Genomic DNA, 15,247 nt, shown 5'->3' with positions numbered 1-15,247 from the left:
TATCACTCGGCGGTTTGCGAAGCGGGCTATGCGCCACTAAACTGCCATCATTGATCCCGGACATGTACTCATGCGTATAGACGGCGTTCCCTCTCAGTCCTACCCCATCAAACGCAAGCCTCGCAAAGGGCCTGTGGCGGATGACGACTACGTCGATATCGACGGCGAGCTGGAAATTCCGTCCGAAGAGCAAATGGCCGCCCGCGCTGCCAAAGCCTCTGCGCAACGCTTGAGTAATCTCCCCGCCCGTCAACAAGACATGCTTTATCACCGAGCCATGAGCAACAGTGTCGCGAAGGCCCTGGCCAGCTACCTGAGCACCGCCGGTTTTGTCGATTGGGATCCGGATGTGCTGGGTCTCGACCTGTACATCTGATGCGGCTGCCTTACTTCCTTGGCTGTCCGTCCTGGAGTGAAAACGCCTGGCGCGATTATCTTTATCCGCCGGACGCTAAACCCGCTGAGTTTCTGAATCTTTATTCCCAAGTGTTCAACGCCGTGGAAGGCAATACGACCTTCTACGCAAGCCCGGCTGCGTCCACCGTGCAGCGTTGGGCCGAGACCATGCCCGAACACTTTCGCTTCACTGCCAAGTTCCCAGGTGACATCAGCCACAGCGGTGACCTGCGCGAACAATTGACCGATGCCGACACCTTCCTGCAATTGCTCAGCCCCCTCGGTGAACGGGTTTCACCGCTGTGGCTGCAACTGTCCAAAAGCTTCACGCCGCAACGATTGCCCGAACTGGCCGGATTCATCGATGCGCTTGAGCGGCCTCTGGCAGTTGAAGTACGGCATAACGAATTCTTCGCCAAGGGCGATGCCGAGAGAAGGCTCAATCGTCTGCTGCTTGATCGCGGTGTCGAGCGTATCTGCCTTGATCCCCGAGCGCTGTTCAGCTGCACATCGACCGATCCCTCGGTACTTCACGCCCAATCGAAAAAGCCCAGGGTGCCGACCCGTCCGGCCGCCTTCACGCAATGTCCGCAGGTACGCTTCGTCGGCCATCCGCAGCTTGAGGCCAACGACCCGTTCCTGGTGCCGTGGGTCGAGAAAATCGCCGTGTGGATCGAAGAGGGCCGCACGCCCTATATCTTCCTGCACACCGCCGACAACCTGCTGGCCGCCAAACTGGCGCAACGTTTTCACGTAAAACTGATGCTGCGTTTGCCTGGCCTGCCGCCGCTGCCTGAGCTATACAGAGAGCCCGCTGCCGAGCAACTTGGCCTGCTCTGAAGCGGTTTCCTTGCCTTTTTCAGGAGCCTGCCAATGGATGCGCAAACCCTTCGAGCCCAAGCGTTCAAAGCACTGCACGAACGCGAGGGTGCTTTTGTCATTCCCAACCCGTGGGATGCCGGCTCGGCAAAGATGCTCGCCAGCCTTGGTTTCGAGGCGCTGGCGACCACCAGTGCCGGTTACGCCTTTTCCAACGCCCGCCCCGATGGCGCGTTGACGCTGGACGACACCCTGGCAAACGTTCGGGCGATTGTCGCGGCAACTGATCTGCCCGTCGCCGTCGATCTGGAAAACGGCTTCTCTGACGATCCAGCCGAATGCGCACAGAGTATTTTGCGTGCAGCAGAGGCCGGTGCGGTCGGCGGCTCGATCGAAGATGCCACGGGTCGTGAAGAAACGCCGATTTACTGCTTCGAGCATGCCGTGGCACGCATCAAGGCTGCCGTGGCAGCAGCTCGCAGCTTGCCGTTTCCTTTCGTGCTGACAGCCCGGGCCGAGAACTTTCTGCACGGCAATCCTGATCTCGCCGATACCCTCCGCCGCTTGCAGGCGTTTGCCGAGGCGGGCGCCGACGTACTTTATGCGCCGGGTCTGCGCAGTGCTGAGGATGTGTTGGCGGTGGTCCGTGCCGTGGCGCCGAAACCGGTCAATGTGTTGATGTCTGGCGGACTGAAATTGACGGTCGAGCAGTTGAGCGAAATGGGCGTCAAACGCATCAGCGTCGGTTCGGCGCTGGCCCTGGCCGCGTATGGCGAGTTTTTCCGCGCAGCCGAGGAGATCCAGAAGTCGGGCACGTTCGGGTTCACGTCGCGATCCATGCCGTACGCCCAGGCCAATCAATTGTTCAAGGGCTGACGATGCGGTTTCGGTGGTGGTCGCTTTTGATGCTGTTAATCATTGGTGCGGCGGCCGTGAGCGTCTGGCGCGGCTGGATCTCACTGCCGCCGCAGTGGGATCCCTGGGCACCGCTGGACGTAAAGGCCGCGCCCAACTTTCTGACCCGCTACAAACTGATGCGCCTGCGCGATGATCCGCAGTTGTGCGATCTAGCCCTGAGCAGCTCTGGATTGCGCGTGACCCGTCGGGCCGACAGCCCCGACGCAACGTGCCCGTTGATCAACACGTTGCGTGTGCAAGGCGGCGAGGTGGCCCTGAGCAGCAGTTTCCTCGCCAGTTGTCGCCTGGCGGTGTCGTTCGCCCTGTTCGAACACCACGCCCTGCAACCGGCGGCACAGGCGGTGTACGGCCAAGCGGTTACGCGTGTCGACCATCTTGGCAGCTTTGCCTGCCGCAACGTCTACAGCCGCGAAAACGGCAGACGCAGCCAGCATGCCAGCGCCAACGCACTGGATATCGCCGGGTTTCGGTTGGCCGATGGCCGATCCATCAACGTGCTCAAGGATTGGCCGAAGGATAATCAGGACGCACAGTTTTTACGCCAGGTCCGCGATGGCGCCTGCGACATGTTCAGTGTGGTATTAAGCCCGGATTACAACGCCGCCCATCGCAATCACTTTCATGTGGATGTCGGGCCATGGTGGGTGTGTCGCTGAGGGCCTGTTATTGAAGGTCAGGCGGCGATGCGCAGGTTCTGCAGGACGATCGGGCGAGCCCAGCCGTTGTCGAAATCGAGTTGTTTCTGTTGCTCCACCAGCGCTTCGGGCGAGAATGGCGGGAATGGCTTGTCCAGCAGATCGAGTTCGAATTCGGCGATCGGCAGGTGCAGCGGACGCGGTTGCGGTGCGGCGTCAGGCGCTGGCAGTGGTTGACCGGCTGTGAGCACGATCGGGCGAACCCAGCTGCTTTCGAAGTCCTGTTGTTTCTGTTGAGCGACGATTTCTTGTACCGGGAACGGTGGGAACGGTTTGTCGGCCAGGTCCATGTCGAACTCGGCAATCGGCAGGAACAGTGGCTCCGGCGGGCGGACCTCGGTTTCTTTCACATCGCATTCACGCTGGGAAATGATGTGTGCGTAGAGTTCGCTGCCGACGGTCGGCTCGACCGGGCTCTCGAGATCAACCGGTGGGAAAGTCCCGCATGCAGGCACCACATCACTCGACTGTTCGGCCAGGGCCTGGGCAAAGAAATCTTGCCACAGATGACTGACGCCGCTCAGTGCTTGGGAGTTTCGCAGGCCATAATCGCCATGACGCGAGATGTAGCCTACGGATGTGGTTTGAATGTCTGACATTTCTCTCGGTCGACGCTCAGCTCTGGCAAAATGCTCGATAGTTTTGTTATCGGCCGTTTTTGCCGATCATTAATTTTTTGAGCACCTTTTCCCATGATTGAGCAACCTGCGGCCTGCCGCATCCATGTCGAGGCCCTGGCCGAGACTTATCAGCCACAGGCCGAACAATGGGCCGAGCGCCTGGGCTTGCCCATGCAGGTGGATGACGGCGAGTTTGTCTTGCAGGTGGGCGAACAGGGTTTACAACTGCAACAACTGGGGCCGGATGCGCCGGGGCCGGTGCGGGTGGACTTCGTCGAGGGCGGTGCGGCCCATCGCCGCTTGTACGGCGGCGGTAGCGGTCAGATGATCGCCAAGGCTGTCGGGGTTGCCCAAGGCGTGCGTCCACGCGTACTGGATGCCACGGCGGGGTTGGGCAAAGATGCGTTCGTGCTGGCGAGCCTGGGCTGCGAGATGAGCCTGATCGAGCGTCAGCCGCTGATTGGCGCTTTGCTTGAAGATGGCCTGGCGCGCGGCGCGGAAGACTTTGATGTGGCGCCGATCGTGGCGCGGATGCGCTTGCTCAAGGGCAATTCGATCGAGGTGATGCGCAATTGGGAAGGCGAGCCGCCGCAGGTGATTTACCTCGACCCGATGTTTCCCCATCGTGAGAAAACTGCCTTGGTGAAGAAGGAGATGCGCCTGTTTCGGCCGCTGGTCGGCGATGATCCGGATGCCCCTGCATTGCTCGAAGCCGCGTTGGCCCTGGCCAGCCACCGGGTGGTGGTCAAGCGGCCGCGCAAGGCACCGTGCATTGAAGGGCCGAAGCCGAGCCATGCACTGGATGGTAAATCCAGTCGGTATGACATTTATCCGAAGAAAGCGCTGAAGCCTTAAGACCGCGTAGAACCATTCGCGGGCAAGCCTCGCTCCTACGGGTTAGTGGAGATCCTGTAGGAGCGAGCGGTGCGGCGATCCGACTTGCCCGCGAAGGCGCCGGACCAGACACCCACTATCTATCAGGCTGTCTCTGGCCGATAAGCCCGCATAAACAACCTCACCACTTCCTGCACATGGCTCTCGGCCGCCTCCCCGGTCAACGGCTCGCCACATCCGTAAAGCAGCCTGAAATTCCCCGCACCCTTGAGCAAGCAGAAGAAATGCTCGGCCGCATTGCGCGGTTTGTCGATGCTCAAGGTACCGCTCTGATCAACCTTGATCAGCAACCGCTCCATGCCATGCAGCATGCGCTCAGGCCCAGCCTCGAAGAAGATCAGCGAAAGTTTCGGGTCTTGGCTGCCCAGCGTCATCATCAGTCGATGCAGGTTGACCGATTCGTCGCTGTTGATCAGCTGATGAAAACCGCGCGCGATGTTCAACAGCACCGTTTCAACGGCAATGCCGTCCGGCAATTCAAAAAACAGCGTCGGCAACTGTTCTTCGCACTTGGCCATGACGGCGGCGGAGAACAGCGTCTCCTTGTCGTCGAAATGGCTGTAGACCGTCAGCTTCGACACACCGGCCTCGGCCGCCACGGCGTCCATGCTGGTATTCGCATAACCCTTGCTCAGAAACAGAATTTTCGCCGCATCAAGGATCGCTCGGCGCTTGGCCAAATCCTTGGGACGGCCTGGGCCGTTGGGTGCTGAAAGATTGTTAGGCATATGCGCTTTTATTACTGGACTGGTGAGTTTGCTATTAATAACATACTGCCCAGTATAATTATTCCAAGCACCATTAGCGAAAGGTCCTTCACCATGTTCCGCTATGCCTTGCCTCTCGCGTTGCCAGTCAGTCTGGTGTTTTTATTGTCTGCGTGTGGTCACGAAGAGGCGCCTCAAGTCACCATTCGCCCGGCCATGGTCGTGCAGCCAGAGCCTTCGGCTCAGGCGATGGAAAGTTTTCCCGGTGAAGTCCGCGCACGGTATGAGCCGGACCTGGCGTTTCGCATTGGCGGCAAAGTCAGTCGACGACTGGTCGAAGAGGGACAGCGGGTCAAGGCCGACCAACCGTTGGCGGAGCTCGATCCTCAGGATGTACGCCTGCAACTGGAAGCCACCCGCGCCCAAGTCGCCGCTGCCGAGGCCAATTTGAGCCTGGTGCGCGCCGAGCGTGATCGCTACAAGACCTTGATGGACCGTCAGATGGTCAGCCGTTCGCAGTACGACAATTCTGAAAACCTTTACCGATCGGGTGAAGCACGCCTCAAGCAAATCAAAGCCGAATTCAACGTCTCGACCAATCAGGCCAGTTACGCCGTGCTGCGTGCGCCTCAGGATGGCGTGGTGGCCAAACGTGCGGTCGAAGTCGGGCAAGTCGTGGCGGCCGGGCAAACGGTGTTTACCCTCGCCACCGATGGCGAGCGCGAAGTGTCGATCAGCCTGCCGGAACAAAGCTTCGGCCGTTTCAAGGTCGCTCAGCCAGTCTCGGTAGAACTCTGGACCCAACCCGACCAACGTTTCGCCGGGCGCATCCGTGAACTGTCGCCTGCTGCCGATCCAAAATCGCGCACCTTTGCCGCCCGCATCGCCTTCACCGCCGGCAAGGTCCCCGCAGAACTCGGCCAGAGCGCCCGAGTGTTCATCCAGACCGCCGACGTGGTGTCGCTGTCGGTACCACTGTCGGCCGTCACCGCGGAAAACGGTGCCACCTACGTTTGGGTGCTTGGCGCCAACAACACCTTGAAAAAAGCCCCGGTCCGGGTCGGTGCCTTCGGCGAGAAAACCGTGCCGGTGCTCGAGGGCCTGAACGCCAGCGATTGGGTGGTGGCGGCGGGTGTTCATGTGCTTCATGACGGGCAGCAAGTGCGCCCGGTGGATCGCTCCAACCGCGTGGTCAATCTGGCGGACAAGGAGTAATCCCCGATGGGTTTCAATCTTTCCGAATGGGCGCTGCGTAATCGCCAGATCGTACTGTTCCTGATGCTCTTGCTGGCAGTTGTCGGCGCACTGTCCTACACCAAACTCGGCCAAAGTGAAGACCCGCCGTTCACCTTCAAGGCCATGGTGATTCGTACCATTTGGCCGGGGGCCACGGCGCAGGAAGTGTCGCGCCAGGTCACCGAGCGCATTGAAAAGAAACTGATGGAAACCGGCGAGTACGAGCGCATCGTTTCGTTCTCCCGTCCGGGTGAGTCCCAGGTGACGTTCGTCGCCCGTGATTCCATGCACTCGGTGGAAATCCCGGCCCTCTGGTACCAGGTTCGCAAGAAAATCAGCGACATCCGCCAGACCCTGCCACCGGGCATCCAGGGGCCATTCTTCAACGATGAGTTCGGCACAACGTTTGGCAATATCTACGCGCTGACCGGCGACGGTTTTGATTACGCGGTGCTTAAGGACTACGCCGACCGCGTCCAGATTCAGCTGCAACGGGTCAAGGATGTGGGCAAGGTCGATCTGCTCGGATTACAGGACGAGAAGATCTGGATCGAACTCTCCAACGTCAAACTCGCCACCCTGGGCCTCCCTTTGGCGGCGGTGCAGCAGGCCCTTGAAGAACAGAACGCGGTGTCCACCGCCGGGTTCTTCGAGACCACCAGCGAACGCTTGCAGCTACGCGTCTCGGGGAATTTTCAGACAGTCGAAGAGATCAAGAGCTTCCCGATTCGCGTAGGAGATCGCAGCTTCCGCATCTCCGATGTGGCGGATGTGCATCGCGGTTTTAATGATCCGCCGGCGCCGCGTATGCGCTTCATGGCGGAAAATGCCATCGGTCTGGCCGTGGCGATGAAGGACGGTGGCGACATTCTGGTGCTGGGCAAGGCGCTGGAAATCGAGTTCGACCGGATCCAGAAAAATCTCCCTGCCGGTATGCAGCTGCGCAAGGTCTCCGACCAGCCAGCCGCAGTGAAAAGCAGCGTCGGCGAATTTGTTCAGGTGCTGGTGGAAGCGCTGGCAATCGTCCTGCTGGTGAGCTTTTTCTCCCTCGGTGTGCGCACCGGCATGGTGGTAGCGCTGGCGATTCCTTTGGTATTGGCGATGACCTTCGCCTGCATGTATTACCTCGGCATTGGCCTGCACAAGATTTCCCTCGGGGCGTTGGTGCTGGCGCTGGGATTGTTGGTGGACGACGCGATCATCGCCGTGGAGATGATGGCGATCAAAATGGAGCAGGGCTTCGACCGGATCAAGGCGGCCAGTTACGCCTGGACCAGCACCGCATTCCCGATGCTCACCGGGACACTGATCACCGCTGCCGGCTTCCTGCCGATAGCCACTGCGCAATCGGGTACCGGCGAATACACCCGTTCGATCTTCCAGGTGGTGACCATCGCGCTGCTGGCCTCGTGGGTGGCCGCCGTGGTGTTTGTGCCGTATCTGGGGGAGAAACTCCTGCCGGATCTGGCGAAAATTCATGCAGCCAAACACGGCACCGGCGACGGCCAGTCCGACCCTTACGGCACGCCGTTCTATCAGCACGTCAGGCGCCTGGTGGAGTGGTGCGTGCAGCGGCGCAAGACGGTCATTGTCCTGACGGTCGTGTTGTTTATCGGCTCTGTCGTCCTGTTTCGCTTTGTGCCACAGCAGTTTTTCCCGGCATCGGGTCGTCTGGAATTGATGGTCGATCTGAAACTGGCCGAGGGTGCATCACTAAGCAACACCAGCGATGAGGTCAAACGCCTCGAAGCACTGCTGAAGGATCACGCCGGTATCGACAACTATGTCGCTTACGTTGGCACCGGTTCGCCGCGTTTTTACCTACCGCTGGATCAACAACTTCCTGCGGCGAGCTTCGCGCAGTTTGTAGTCCTGGCCAAGACCATCGAGGAGCGCGAAACCCTGCGCACCTGGCTGATCGAAACCCTCAATGAACAATTCCCGGCCCTGCGTTCGCGGGTTACGCGTCTGGAGAACGGGCCGCCGGTTGGCTATCCGGTGCAGTTCCGGGTCACCGGTGAGCACATCGAGGAAGTCCGCGCGCTGGCTCGTAAAGTCGCGGCCAAGGTTCGCGAGAACCCGCACGTGGCCAACGTCCATCTGGACTGGGAGGAACCGAGCAAAGTTGTTTATCTGAACGTTGATCAGGACCGTGCCCGGGCGCTTGGCGTGAGCACTGCGAACCTGTCGAAGTTCCTGCAAAGCTCACTGACCGGTTCCAGCGTCAGCCAGTACCGTGAAGACAACGAATTGATCGAGATTCTGTTGCGCGGCACGTTGCATGAGCGCACCGAGCTGTCGTTGCTGCCGAGTCTGGCCGTACCAACTGACAACGGCCGCAGCGTAGCGCTGTCGCAAATCGCGACGCTGGAATACGGTTTCGAAGAAGGCATCATCTGGCACCGCAGCCGCTTGCCTAACGTGACGGTGCGCGCCGACATTTACGGCAAGGAACAACCGGCGACGCTGGTGCAGCAGATCATGCCAACTCTCGATCCGGTTCGTGCCGAGCTACCGGACGGGTATCTGCTGGAGGTCGGCGGCACGGTAGAAGACTCGGCCCGTGGGCAAAACTCGGTGAAGGCCGGTGTGCCGCTTTTCATCGTGGTGGTGCTGACGTTACTGATGCTGCAACTGCGCAGTTTCTCACGCACCGTGATGGTGTTTCTGACAGCGCCGCTGGGGTTGATCGGTGTAACACTGTTTTTGATAGTGTTCCGTCAGCCATTCGGTTTCGTTGCCATGCTCGGGACCATCGCGTTGTCGGGGATGATCATGCGTAACTCGGTGATTCTGGTGGACCAGATCGAGCAGGACATCGCCGCCGGGCTCAAACCGTGGCAAGCGATTATCGAAGCTACGGTGCGGCGTTTCCGGCCGATTGTGTTGACTGCGCTCGCGGCGGTGCTGGCGATGATTCCGCTGTCGCGCAGTGTGTTCTTCGGGCCGATGGCGGTGGCGATCATGGGTGGGTTGATTGTGGCGACGGCGTTGACGTTGCTGTTTTTGCCGGCGCTGTATGCGGCTTGGTTCAGGGTCAAGAAAGAGGCCGTTTGATCTTTTGATCTTGGCGGCCTTCGGGCCGACCATGCGCTTGTTGATTGAGTACATATCCGTTGCTGCGGTAATGGCCACTAATGGTTTCGCCCTTACGGCGACTCCCTTTGGCAAACGCCCCAAAGGAAGCAAAGGTCTCGCCCCAAGCGTCCGGCCCCTCGCTTAGGCTCGGCGTTCCTTCGCTCCGGTGTCCATCTGGGGGCATCGCCTCCGGTCGGCTTCGCTTCGACCTCCTCTCGATGTGTTCGACTGCGTCGAACGGCGCTGCGCGCCTCCCCCCAGATGAACACCTCCACTCAGCCTCCCGAAGGGGCGGGAGGGTCAAGGTCAAGAGCTGCAGGCGAGCTAACGCTCGGCCTGTTGAGTGGTTTGGGACGATTCAACAGATGATTTCGTTGTTAGCGTTGTTGGTATATCGCGTCCTGGAACACCTCGATCCGCAGCAATATCACAAACGAAAAAGCCCGCTGAACCTATAAAGGTCAGCGGGCTTTTTGTGAGTTTTAGTCACTCAATAATTACAACGTACCAAACACCTTCTTCGCCAGACTGGTCGCTGCCGCCGCAGGATTCTGGCGGATGGTTTCTTCTTGTTTACCAATCATCTCGAACAAACCGTTCAACGCCTGCTCGGTCACGTAGCTTTCGATGTTGGCGTTCTTCGCGTCCAACACACCCAGCGTTGCGGCTTGCCCTGCGAACGAGTTGTACTGTTTGGCCAGGCCCACCTGATCGGTGGCTTGCTTGACGATTGGCAGGAATTTCACGCGGATCTGTTCGCGGCTGGTTTTGCTCAGGTATTGAGTGGCGGAGTCCTTACCGCCGCTGAGAATGCCCTTGGCATCCTCCACGCTCATTTTCTTCACCGCCTCCACCAGGATCGGCTGGGCCTGGGTCACGGCGGTTTCAGCCGCTTTGTTCATGCTGGTTTCCAGCTGGTCGACCTGAGCGCCCATGCCGAAGGCCTTCATCTTGCTGGCGACCTTGCCGAGCTTGCCCGGCAATTCGATCTTCACGTCCGGGTTGTTACTGAAGCCGCCCGGCGTGCCGAGTTGTTTCACGGCCAGTTGCGCGCCTTGGGTCAGGGCATCCTTGAGGCCGCCGGTGGCGTCTTGTTGCGACAGGTCGTTGAGCGACAGCGCTAGGGCACTCGCGGAGATCATCAAGCCTGCGCACAGGCTGGCGAAGCGAAGGGTAGGGCGGAGCATGGCTGCTTCCTTGTTCAGAAAAGAGGATTAGCGGACGGCGTCGACGCGGATTTTCAGTGGCTGCGGGTCGCTGCCATCAAGCTGTACGGCGTGATGTTCGGTGGTGATGAACATCAGTTTTCCGTCGACTTCGATGCGTGCGCTGACTGAATAGCGATGACCCGGCTTGACCTGCACCGGATCGTAACTCAGATGAAACGGCAGCGGCACCTGGCCTTTGACCGGGCCTTTCTGTTCGTCGAGGATCACGGCGGGTGCATCGGCAAGAGACACGTCCTGCAAGCTGACGCTCAAGGTGGCGCTTGGCGGGAGGGCAATGCGTTGGAGGTAAAATACTTCGCCATCAAGGCTGGTTTTAGCGGCCGGTTGTAGGGTGTGGCAGGCTCCGAGCAATGCAGTAAGCCCCAGTAGCGAGAGTTTTTTCATGAGTTAAATCCCTGTCCTTGGCGCCCGGAGAAAAACAGCGCCAACGACAATTTAACGGATTTTCAAGGTGATTTCGCCCCATGTGATGTCGGGCAGTTGGGCTTAGGCGTTGTTGTCCGGATTTTTACGGACGTTGCGGACCACGACGTCCTCAGGGCGCAGATGGTTGACACCCAACTCCACTCGGTGAGGTTTGGTTGTTGCAAAGATCACCTCGCCGTTGGTTTCGATGCGTGCGGTGATTCCATAGCTGTGGCCGGGCAGCACATCAGCGGCCGCGTAAGTCAGATTAAAGTCCAGGCCTGCGGTTTCTGCATGAGGGATAACTTGCTGGGCAAGTTCTTTGACAGGCGCAGCCGGAGTGACATCTTGCAGGCTGACGTGAAGTGTCGAGTTCGGCGACAGCAGAATCTTTATCAGATAGTGCACGGTACCGCTGATGCTCATTACATGTTCGTTGCTCATTTGATCTCCTTATCAAATTAATCGTCGGAAATGACGAGCCGTCAGCATATCGCCGGGGGCACCGAACCGTGTGTAGGAGTATTCCTGCGCTTGGGGGCGAATTTATAGCGGGATAGATCAGAAGCATCCTTGCTTCTGAACAATGGTGCCGCGTAGTTCCCTCGATGGATCAGAGAGGCTTTACCAGCTCCGCCGCATCTTCACTGCGATGCAGCGCAACCTGACGAATCGACAAGCGAATCTCCGCCGGCAACACCCGTTTGGCCGCACCTTCCGCCAGTTCTCCCAGCAGTTCGTGATAACTCAGCTTGCCGGCCTCATCGCGCTTGAGCACGTCGAGGTCGAGCATTGTCTGAATGAAGTGGCGGAACAGGCTCTTGTCGAAGAACTCCGGGGCGTTCAGGCCATGGAGGATCGACAGGCGCTGGGCCATGACGGTGCACAAGTCTTCCAGTTCTTCGGCGCTGATGCTGTTCTGGCCGCTGTTGAGCAGCAGCGAGACCGTCATGTAGAAGCGTTGCAGGGTCTGGGCGATGCTTTTCGACAGCAGCGTCAGCAGCACGAAATGCCGCGAACTCGGCGCCGGACGCAGGTAGACGTCATTCTCAAAACGCAGCAGACCTTGATCGACGAACGCTTCGAGCCATTGATCGATCACCGCATCCAGCTCGTCCAGCGACCAGCGAATGAACAGCTCCGATTGCAGGTACGGGTACAGCGCGCGGGTGTAGCGCAGGATCTGTTCGCGGCTCATGCGCGAGGCGCTCTGGAAGAAACTGGCCAGCAGCGCGGGCAGGGCGAAGATGTGCAGCACATTGTTGCGGTAGTAGGTCATCAGGACGGCGTTCTGCTCGTCCAGATACAGAATCTTGCCCAGTGCATCGCTCTGCTCGGACAACAAATCCATGTCCTTCACGTGCTCGATCAGCGCCCGGCCATCGCCTTCCGGCAACGTGGTGTGCGGCGAATACGGGACTTTGCGCAACAGCGCCAAATATAGATCAAGTACCCGCGCCATGGCGCGATCATCCAGGGCCAGGCGGCTGGTGGACAGCAACGCCAGCGCCACCAGATTGACCGGGTTGATCGCCGCCGCTTCGTTCAAATGCTGCGCGACTTTCTCGCCGAGGCGGTGGGTGGTTTCGTTGAGCCAGGCCGGTTTGAACTGCGGGCCGAGTTCCTGTTTACGCCAGTCCGGCTGTTCGCTGTCGAGGAATTCTGCCAGTTTGATCGGCTCGCCGAAGTTCACCGCCACTTGGCCGAAGCGCTGCTTGAGGGCACCGATGACTTTGAAAATGTCGAAGATCGATTCTTTCTTCTTGCTCGCGCCACGCAGTTCACCGAGGTAGGTCCGGCCTTCCAGCACGCGCTCGTAGCCGATGTAGACCGGGATGAAGACGATCGGCATCCGCGACGAACGCAAGAAGCTGCGCAGGGTGATTGCGAGCATCCCGGTTTTCGGTTGCAGCATGCGCCCGGTGCGCGAACGGCCACCCTCGACGAAGTACTCCACCGGGAAGCCTTTGGTGAACAGGGTGTGCAGGTATTCGTTGAACACCGAGGTGTAGAGCGGGTTGCCCTTGAAGGTGCGGCGCATGAAGAACGCACCGCCGCGCCGCAGCAAGCTGCCGATCACCGGCATGTTGAGGTTGATCCCGGCGGCAATGTGCGGTGGGGTCAGACCGTTGCGGAACAGCAAGTAGGACAGCAGCAGGTAGTCAATGTGGCTGCGATGGCACGGCACGTAGATCACTTCGTGCCCCTGAGCGACCTTCTGCACGCCTTCGATGTGGTTGACCTTGATCCCGTCGTAGATCTTGTTCCAGAACCAGCTCAGCACCACTTCGAGGAAGCGGATCGCGGTGTAGGTGTAGTCAGAGGCGATCTCGTTGCCGTAGCGCAGGGCCTGGGCCTTGGCTTTCTCCGCGGAGATGTTCTCGCGCTCGGCTTCGTCGAGGATCGCTTGCTTGACCAGAGGCTGGTTGAGCAGGCCCTTGACCAGGTTGCGACGGTGGGAAATGTCCGGGCCGATCACGGCGGCTTTCAGATTACGGAAATGCACCCGCAGAATTCGCTGGGCCATGCGCACGGTGCGCTCGTGGCCTTTGTTGTGGTCGATCAGCTCACGCAGGTGAATCGGCGCGGAGAACTGCACCCGGGTCTTGCGCCCCAGCACAATGATGCTCAGCAACCGGCGCAGACGCCCGGTGACCGCCCAGCTGTCGGCGAAGAGCAGTTTCCACGGGCTCGATTCGCTGTCCGGCGACTGACCCCAGAACACGCTGACCGGAATGATCTGCGCATCTTCAGCGGCGTTCTGGCTCAGGGCACTGACCAGGCGAGTCAGGGTCGGCGGCGCGCCACGTTTGTCCTGGCGGCCGAGCCAGTCGGGCTCCGGCGTCAGGTAAAAGAACGCGGCGGGTTCCACCAACGTACCTACCGATACCGGCAACACCGAGCGCGGCAGGCCGGCCTTGCTGCACTCGGTATCGACCACGGCAAGGTCGGTCAGCGAAGGGTTTTGCAGGACGTAGAACACCGGACGACTGCGGTCGAGGTTGAGGGTGAACGAAGACTGATTGATCGTCTCCGAGCGTACCCAGAGATACAACAGTCGGCGCAGAGTGCCAAACACAAGACGGCGGAGCGGGGAACGGGTCATACGGCTTCTGCGTGAGTGAATAAAACCGAGCGTTTGCTTGGGCGGGCGTAGGGGGCTTTCTCAATTAGTTTCCACGCCGCGTTGTCGCCTTAAAGCGGGCCAGGCAAGGCGCGGGCCGCTGGGAATGGTTGTTCCCTTTCCAAGGCCTGCAACGCAGCCTGGCCCGCCTTAAGGCACAACCCGAAGGGCCGGGCCTGCTGTTGTGCAGGGCTGTGTTGCTCGAAACTTATTTGGAATGACCAAACCACGTTTCTCGCGCCTTGCCCTGCACAACAGCAGGCCCGGCACGGCGCGGAAACTAATTGAGAAAGCCCCCTAGTGTGCCGTATTCGTCGAAAATCGGCAAAAAAGCGGTTAAGTAAACTTGAGTTGAGAGTTTCGACGGCTGTCATATACTCGGCCGTTCAAAATAAAAAGAAGAGGGACTGATACATGGCTACGCGCGAAACCGGCAACGTGAAGTGGTTCAACGACGCCAAGGGTTATGGCTTCATTCAGCGCGAAGACGGGGTGGACGTGTTCGTGCACTACCGCGCGATCCGCGGCGAAGGTCACCGCTCGTTGGCTGAAGGTCAGCAGGTTGAATATGCCGTGGTGACCGGCGAGAAGGGCTTGCAGGCTGAGGATGTTGTAGGCCTCTAGAGATCGTTCCCACGCTCCGCGTGGACGCTCTGCGTCCGCTTCTGGGACGCGGAGCGTCCCGGGCTGCATTCCCACGCAGAGCGTGGGAACGATCAGTGTCAGGCAGTTTTCCAGGTGATTTCTTCTTCACCATCCGCGCTGATGCGCATCCAGCGATCGGCCGATTCCTCACCTTCTTCCTCGACCCAGCTACCCGGTGCACAGCGCACTTCGACGTTCAGCGCGGCAAACGCAGCGCGGGCGCAGGCGATGTCGTCTTCCCACGGGGTCTGGTCGCTTTCCAGGTACAGGCTGTTCCATTTGCCCACGGCTTTCGGTAGCCAGGTCACGGGCACGTTGCCGGCCTTGCACTTGTAGGTCTGGCCTTTCTGGACCCAGTCGGTGCAGGGGCCCAAAGCAGCGCCGAGCCACGCCGCGATGGCCTTGTAGTCGACGTCGGCGTCTTTCAGGTAAATCTCGATATCGGGTTGGCGCATGGATGTCCTCACTGCGGGTCTGAAAA

At 59.6% G+C, this 15,247-nt stretch carries 15 protein-coding genes; 8 read left to right on the top strand and 7 right to left on the bottom strand.

Annotated elements, in window-relative coordinates; all coding sequences use genetic code 11:
• Positions 1 to 70: 70 nt before the first annotated feature.
• Genes ACYZT3_RS23710 through ACYZT3_RS23695 form a run of 4 tightly spaced genes read left to right on the top strand, consistent with a single transcriptional unit; the run spans position 71 to position 2,789 of the window.
• A complete protein-coding gene (locus ACYZT3_RS23710; RefSeq protein ID WP_282377001.1) occupies positions 71 to 376 on the top strand; it encodes a hypothetical protein in 306 nt (101 codons plus the stop codon).
• On the top strand, positions 376 to 1,236 hold the full coding sequence (locus tag ACYZT3_RS23705; RefSeq protein WP_462030879.1) for a DUF72 domain-containing protein: 861 nt from the start codon (positions 376 to 378) through the stop codon (positions 1,234 to 1,236). Before ACYZT3_RS23710 ends, ACYZT3_RS23705 begins: the two co-directional genes overlap by 1 nt.
• A gap of 33 nt (positions 1,237 to 1,269) precedes the next feature.
• Positions 1,270 to 2,091: an isocitrate lyase/PEP mutase family protein gene (locus ACYZT3_RS23700; RefSeq protein WP_282376999.1), complete on the top strand. Its 822-nt coding sequence runs from the start codon at positions 1,270 to 1,272 to the stop codon at positions 2,089 to 2,091.
• A gap of 2 nt (positions 2,092 to 2,093) precedes the next feature.
• A complete protein-coding gene (locus tag ACYZT3_RS23695; RefSeq protein WP_282376998.1) occupies positions 2,094 to 2,789 on the top strand; it encodes an extensin-like domain-containing protein in 696 nt (231 codons plus the stop codon).
• Positions 2,790 to 2,806: 17 nt separating this feature from the next.
• On the opposite strand, the gene ACYZT3_RS23690 is transcribed toward ACYZT3_RS23695, so the two are convergent.
• Entirely contained in the window at positions 2,807 to 3,427 is a 621-nt protein-coding gene (locus tag ACYZT3_RS23690) for an energy transducer TonB (RefSeq protein WP_282376997.1), read from the bottom strand.
• Between the two features lie 93 nt (positions 3,428 to 3,520).
• Between ACYZT3_RS23690 and ACYZT3_RS23685 the strand changes: the two genes are divergently transcribed.
• Positions 3,521 to 4,303 carry a class I SAM-dependent methyltransferase gene (locus ACYZT3_RS23685; protein ID WP_462030878.1) on the top strand — a complete coding sequence of 261 codons (783 nt, stop codon included), beginning with the start codon at positions 3,521 to 3,523 and terminating at the stop codon, positions 4,301 to 4,303.
• A 122-nt stretch (positions 4,304 to 4,425) separates the two neighbouring features.
• Here ACYZT3_RS23685 and ACYZT3_RS23680 read toward each other — a convergent pair whose 3' ends face one another.
• The gene (locus ACYZT3_RS23680; protein ID WP_282376996.1) at positions 4,426 to 5,070 is read right to left on the bottom strand and encodes a TetR/AcrR family transcriptional regulator; all 645 of its coding nucleotides are present in this window, start codon (positions 5,068 to 5,070) and stop codon (positions 4,426 to 4,428) included.
• A 93-nt stretch (positions 5,071 to 5,163) separates the two neighbouring features.
• On the opposite strand from ACYZT3_RS23680, the gene ACYZT3_RS23675 reads away from it, so the two are divergent.
• Both ACYZT3_RS23675 and ACYZT3_RS23670 read left to right on the top strand, forming a co-directional pair.
• The gene (locus tag ACYZT3_RS23675) at positions 5,164 to 6,264 is read left to right on the top strand and encodes an efflux RND transporter periplasmic adaptor subunit (RefSeq protein ID WP_282376995.1); all 1,101 of its coding nucleotides are present in this window, start codon (positions 5,164 to 5,166) and stop codon (positions 6,262 to 6,264) included.
• A gap of 6 nt (positions 6,265 to 6,270) precedes the next feature.
• Positions 6,271 to 9,342, top strand: coding sequence for an efflux RND transporter permease subunit (locus ACYZT3_RS23670; RefSeq protein ID WP_462030877.1), 3,072 nt, complete (start codon positions 6,271 to 6,273; stop codon positions 9,340 to 9,342).
• 518 nt (positions 9,343 to 9,860) lie between these two features.
• Here the strand turns inward: ACYZT3_RS23670 and ACYZT3_RS23665 are convergent.
• The 4 genes from ACYZT3_RS23665 to plsB all read right to left on the bottom strand — a co-directional run bounded on the left by ACYZT3_RS23665 (position 9,861) and on the right by plsB (position 14,103).
• The gene (locus ACYZT3_RS23665; RefSeq protein WP_282376993.1) at positions 9,861 to 10,550 is read right to left on the bottom strand and encodes a DUF4197 domain-containing protein; all 690 of its coding nucleotides are present in this window, start codon (positions 10,548 to 10,550) and stop codon (positions 9,861 to 9,863) included.
• 27 nt (positions 10,551 to 10,577) lie between these two features.
• Positions 10,578 to 10,976 carry a YbaY family lipoprotein gene (locus tag ACYZT3_RS23660; protein ID WP_462030876.1) on the bottom strand — a complete coding sequence of 133 codons (399 nt, stop codon included), beginning with the start codon at positions 10,974 to 10,976 and terminating at the stop codon, positions 10,578 to 10,580.
• Positions 10,977 to 11,078: 102 nt separating this feature from the next.
• Entirely contained in the window at positions 11,079 to 11,441 is a 363-nt protein-coding gene (locus ACYZT3_RS23655) for a YbaY family lipoprotein (protein ID WP_461965802.1), read from the bottom strand.
• A 169-nt stretch (positions 11,442 to 11,610) separates the two neighbouring features.
• Positions 11,611 to 14,103: a glycerol-3-phosphate 1-O-acyltransferase PlsB gene (gene plsB, locus ACYZT3_RS23650; RefSeq protein WP_462030875.1), complete on the bottom strand. Its 2,493-nt coding sequence runs from the start codon at positions 14,101 to 14,103 to the stop codon at positions 11,611 to 11,613.
• Between the two features lie 432 nt (positions 14,104 to 14,535).
• Between plsB and ACYZT3_RS23645 the strand changes: the two genes are divergently transcribed.
• Complete coding sequence (locus tag ACYZT3_RS23645) at positions 14,536 to 14,745, top strand: cold-shock protein (protein ID WP_010462862.1); 210 nt, start codon at positions 14,536 to 14,538, stop codon at positions 14,743 to 14,745.
• 98 nt (positions 14,746 to 14,843) lie between these two features.
• Here ACYZT3_RS23645 and ACYZT3_RS23640 read toward each other — a convergent pair whose 3' ends face one another.
• On the bottom strand, positions 14,844 to 15,221 hold the full coding sequence (locus tag ACYZT3_RS23640) for a hypothetical protein (RefSeq protein ID WP_282376988.1): 378 nt from the start codon (positions 15,219 to 15,221) through the stop codon (positions 14,844 to 14,846).
• Positions 15,222 to 15,247 lie beyond the last annotated feature (26 nt).

This window comes from Pseudomonas sp. MDT1-16, assembly GCF_054898115.1.
Note: the sequence above shows the minus strand (reverse complement) of the source record. Positions and strands in the feature narration are given on the sequence as shown.

Excerpts from the sequence above, each read along its gene's own strand:
- ACYZT3_RS23710 (WP_282377001.1), top strand. The coding sequence starts at position 71 with ATGCGTATAGACGGCGTTCCCTCTCAGTCCTACCCCATCAAACGCAAG.
- ACYZT3_RS23705 (WP_462030879.1), top strand. The coding sequence starts at position 376 with ATGCGGCTGCCTTACTTCCTTGGCTGTCCGTCCTGGAGTGAAAACGCC.
- ACYZT3_RS23700 (WP_282376999.1), top strand. The coding sequence starts at position 1,270 with ATGGATGCGCAAACCCTTCGAGCCCAAGCGTTCAAAGCACTGCACGAA.
- ACYZT3_RS23695 (WP_282376998.1), top strand. The coding sequence starts at position 2,094 with ATGCGGTTTCGGTGGTGGTCGCTTTTGATGCTGTTAATCATTGGTGCG.
- ACYZT3_RS23690 (WP_282376997.1), bottom strand. The coding sequence starts at position 3,427 with ATGTCAGACATTCAAACCACATCCGTAGGCTACATCTCGCGTCATGGC.
- ACYZT3_RS23685 (WP_462030878.1), top strand. The coding sequence starts at position 3,521 with ATGATTGAGCAACCTGCGGCCTGCCGCATCCATGTCGAGGCCCTGGCC.
- ACYZT3_RS23680 (WP_282376996.1), bottom strand. The coding sequence starts at position 5,070 with ATGCCTAACAATCTTTCAGCACCCAACGGCCCAGGCCGTCCCAAGGAT.
- ACYZT3_RS23675 (WP_282376995.1), top strand. The coding sequence starts at position 5,164 with ATGTTCCGCTATGCCTTGCCTCTCGCGTTGCCAGTCAGTCTGGTGTTT.
- ACYZT3_RS23670 (WP_462030877.1), top strand. The coding sequence starts at position 6,271 with ATGGGTTTCAATCTTTCCGAATGGGCGCTGCGTAATCGCCAGATCGTA.
- ACYZT3_RS23665 (WP_282376993.1), bottom strand. The coding sequence starts at position 10,550 with ATGCTCCGCCCTACCCTTCGCTTCGCCAGCCTGTGCGCAGGCTTGATG.
- ACYZT3_RS23660 (WP_462030876.1), bottom strand. The coding sequence starts at position 10,976 with ATGAAAAAACTCTCGCTACTGGGGCTTACTGCATTGCTCGGAGCCTGC.
- ACYZT3_RS23655 (WP_461965802.1), bottom strand. The coding sequence starts at position 11,441 with ATGAGCAACGAACATGTAATGAGCATCAGCGGTACCGTGCACTATCTG.
- plsB (WP_462030875.1), bottom strand. The coding sequence starts at position 14,103 with ATGACCCGTTCCCCGCTCCGCCGTCTTGTGTTTGGCACTCTGCGCCGA.
- ACYZT3_RS23645 (WP_010462862.1), top strand. The coding sequence starts at position 14,536 with ATGGCTACGCGCGAAACCGGCAACGTGAAGTGGTTCAACGACGCCAAG.
- ACYZT3_RS23640 (WP_282376988.1), bottom strand. The coding sequence starts at position 15,221 with ATGCGCCAACCCGATATCGAGATTTACCTGAAAGACGCCGACGTCGAC.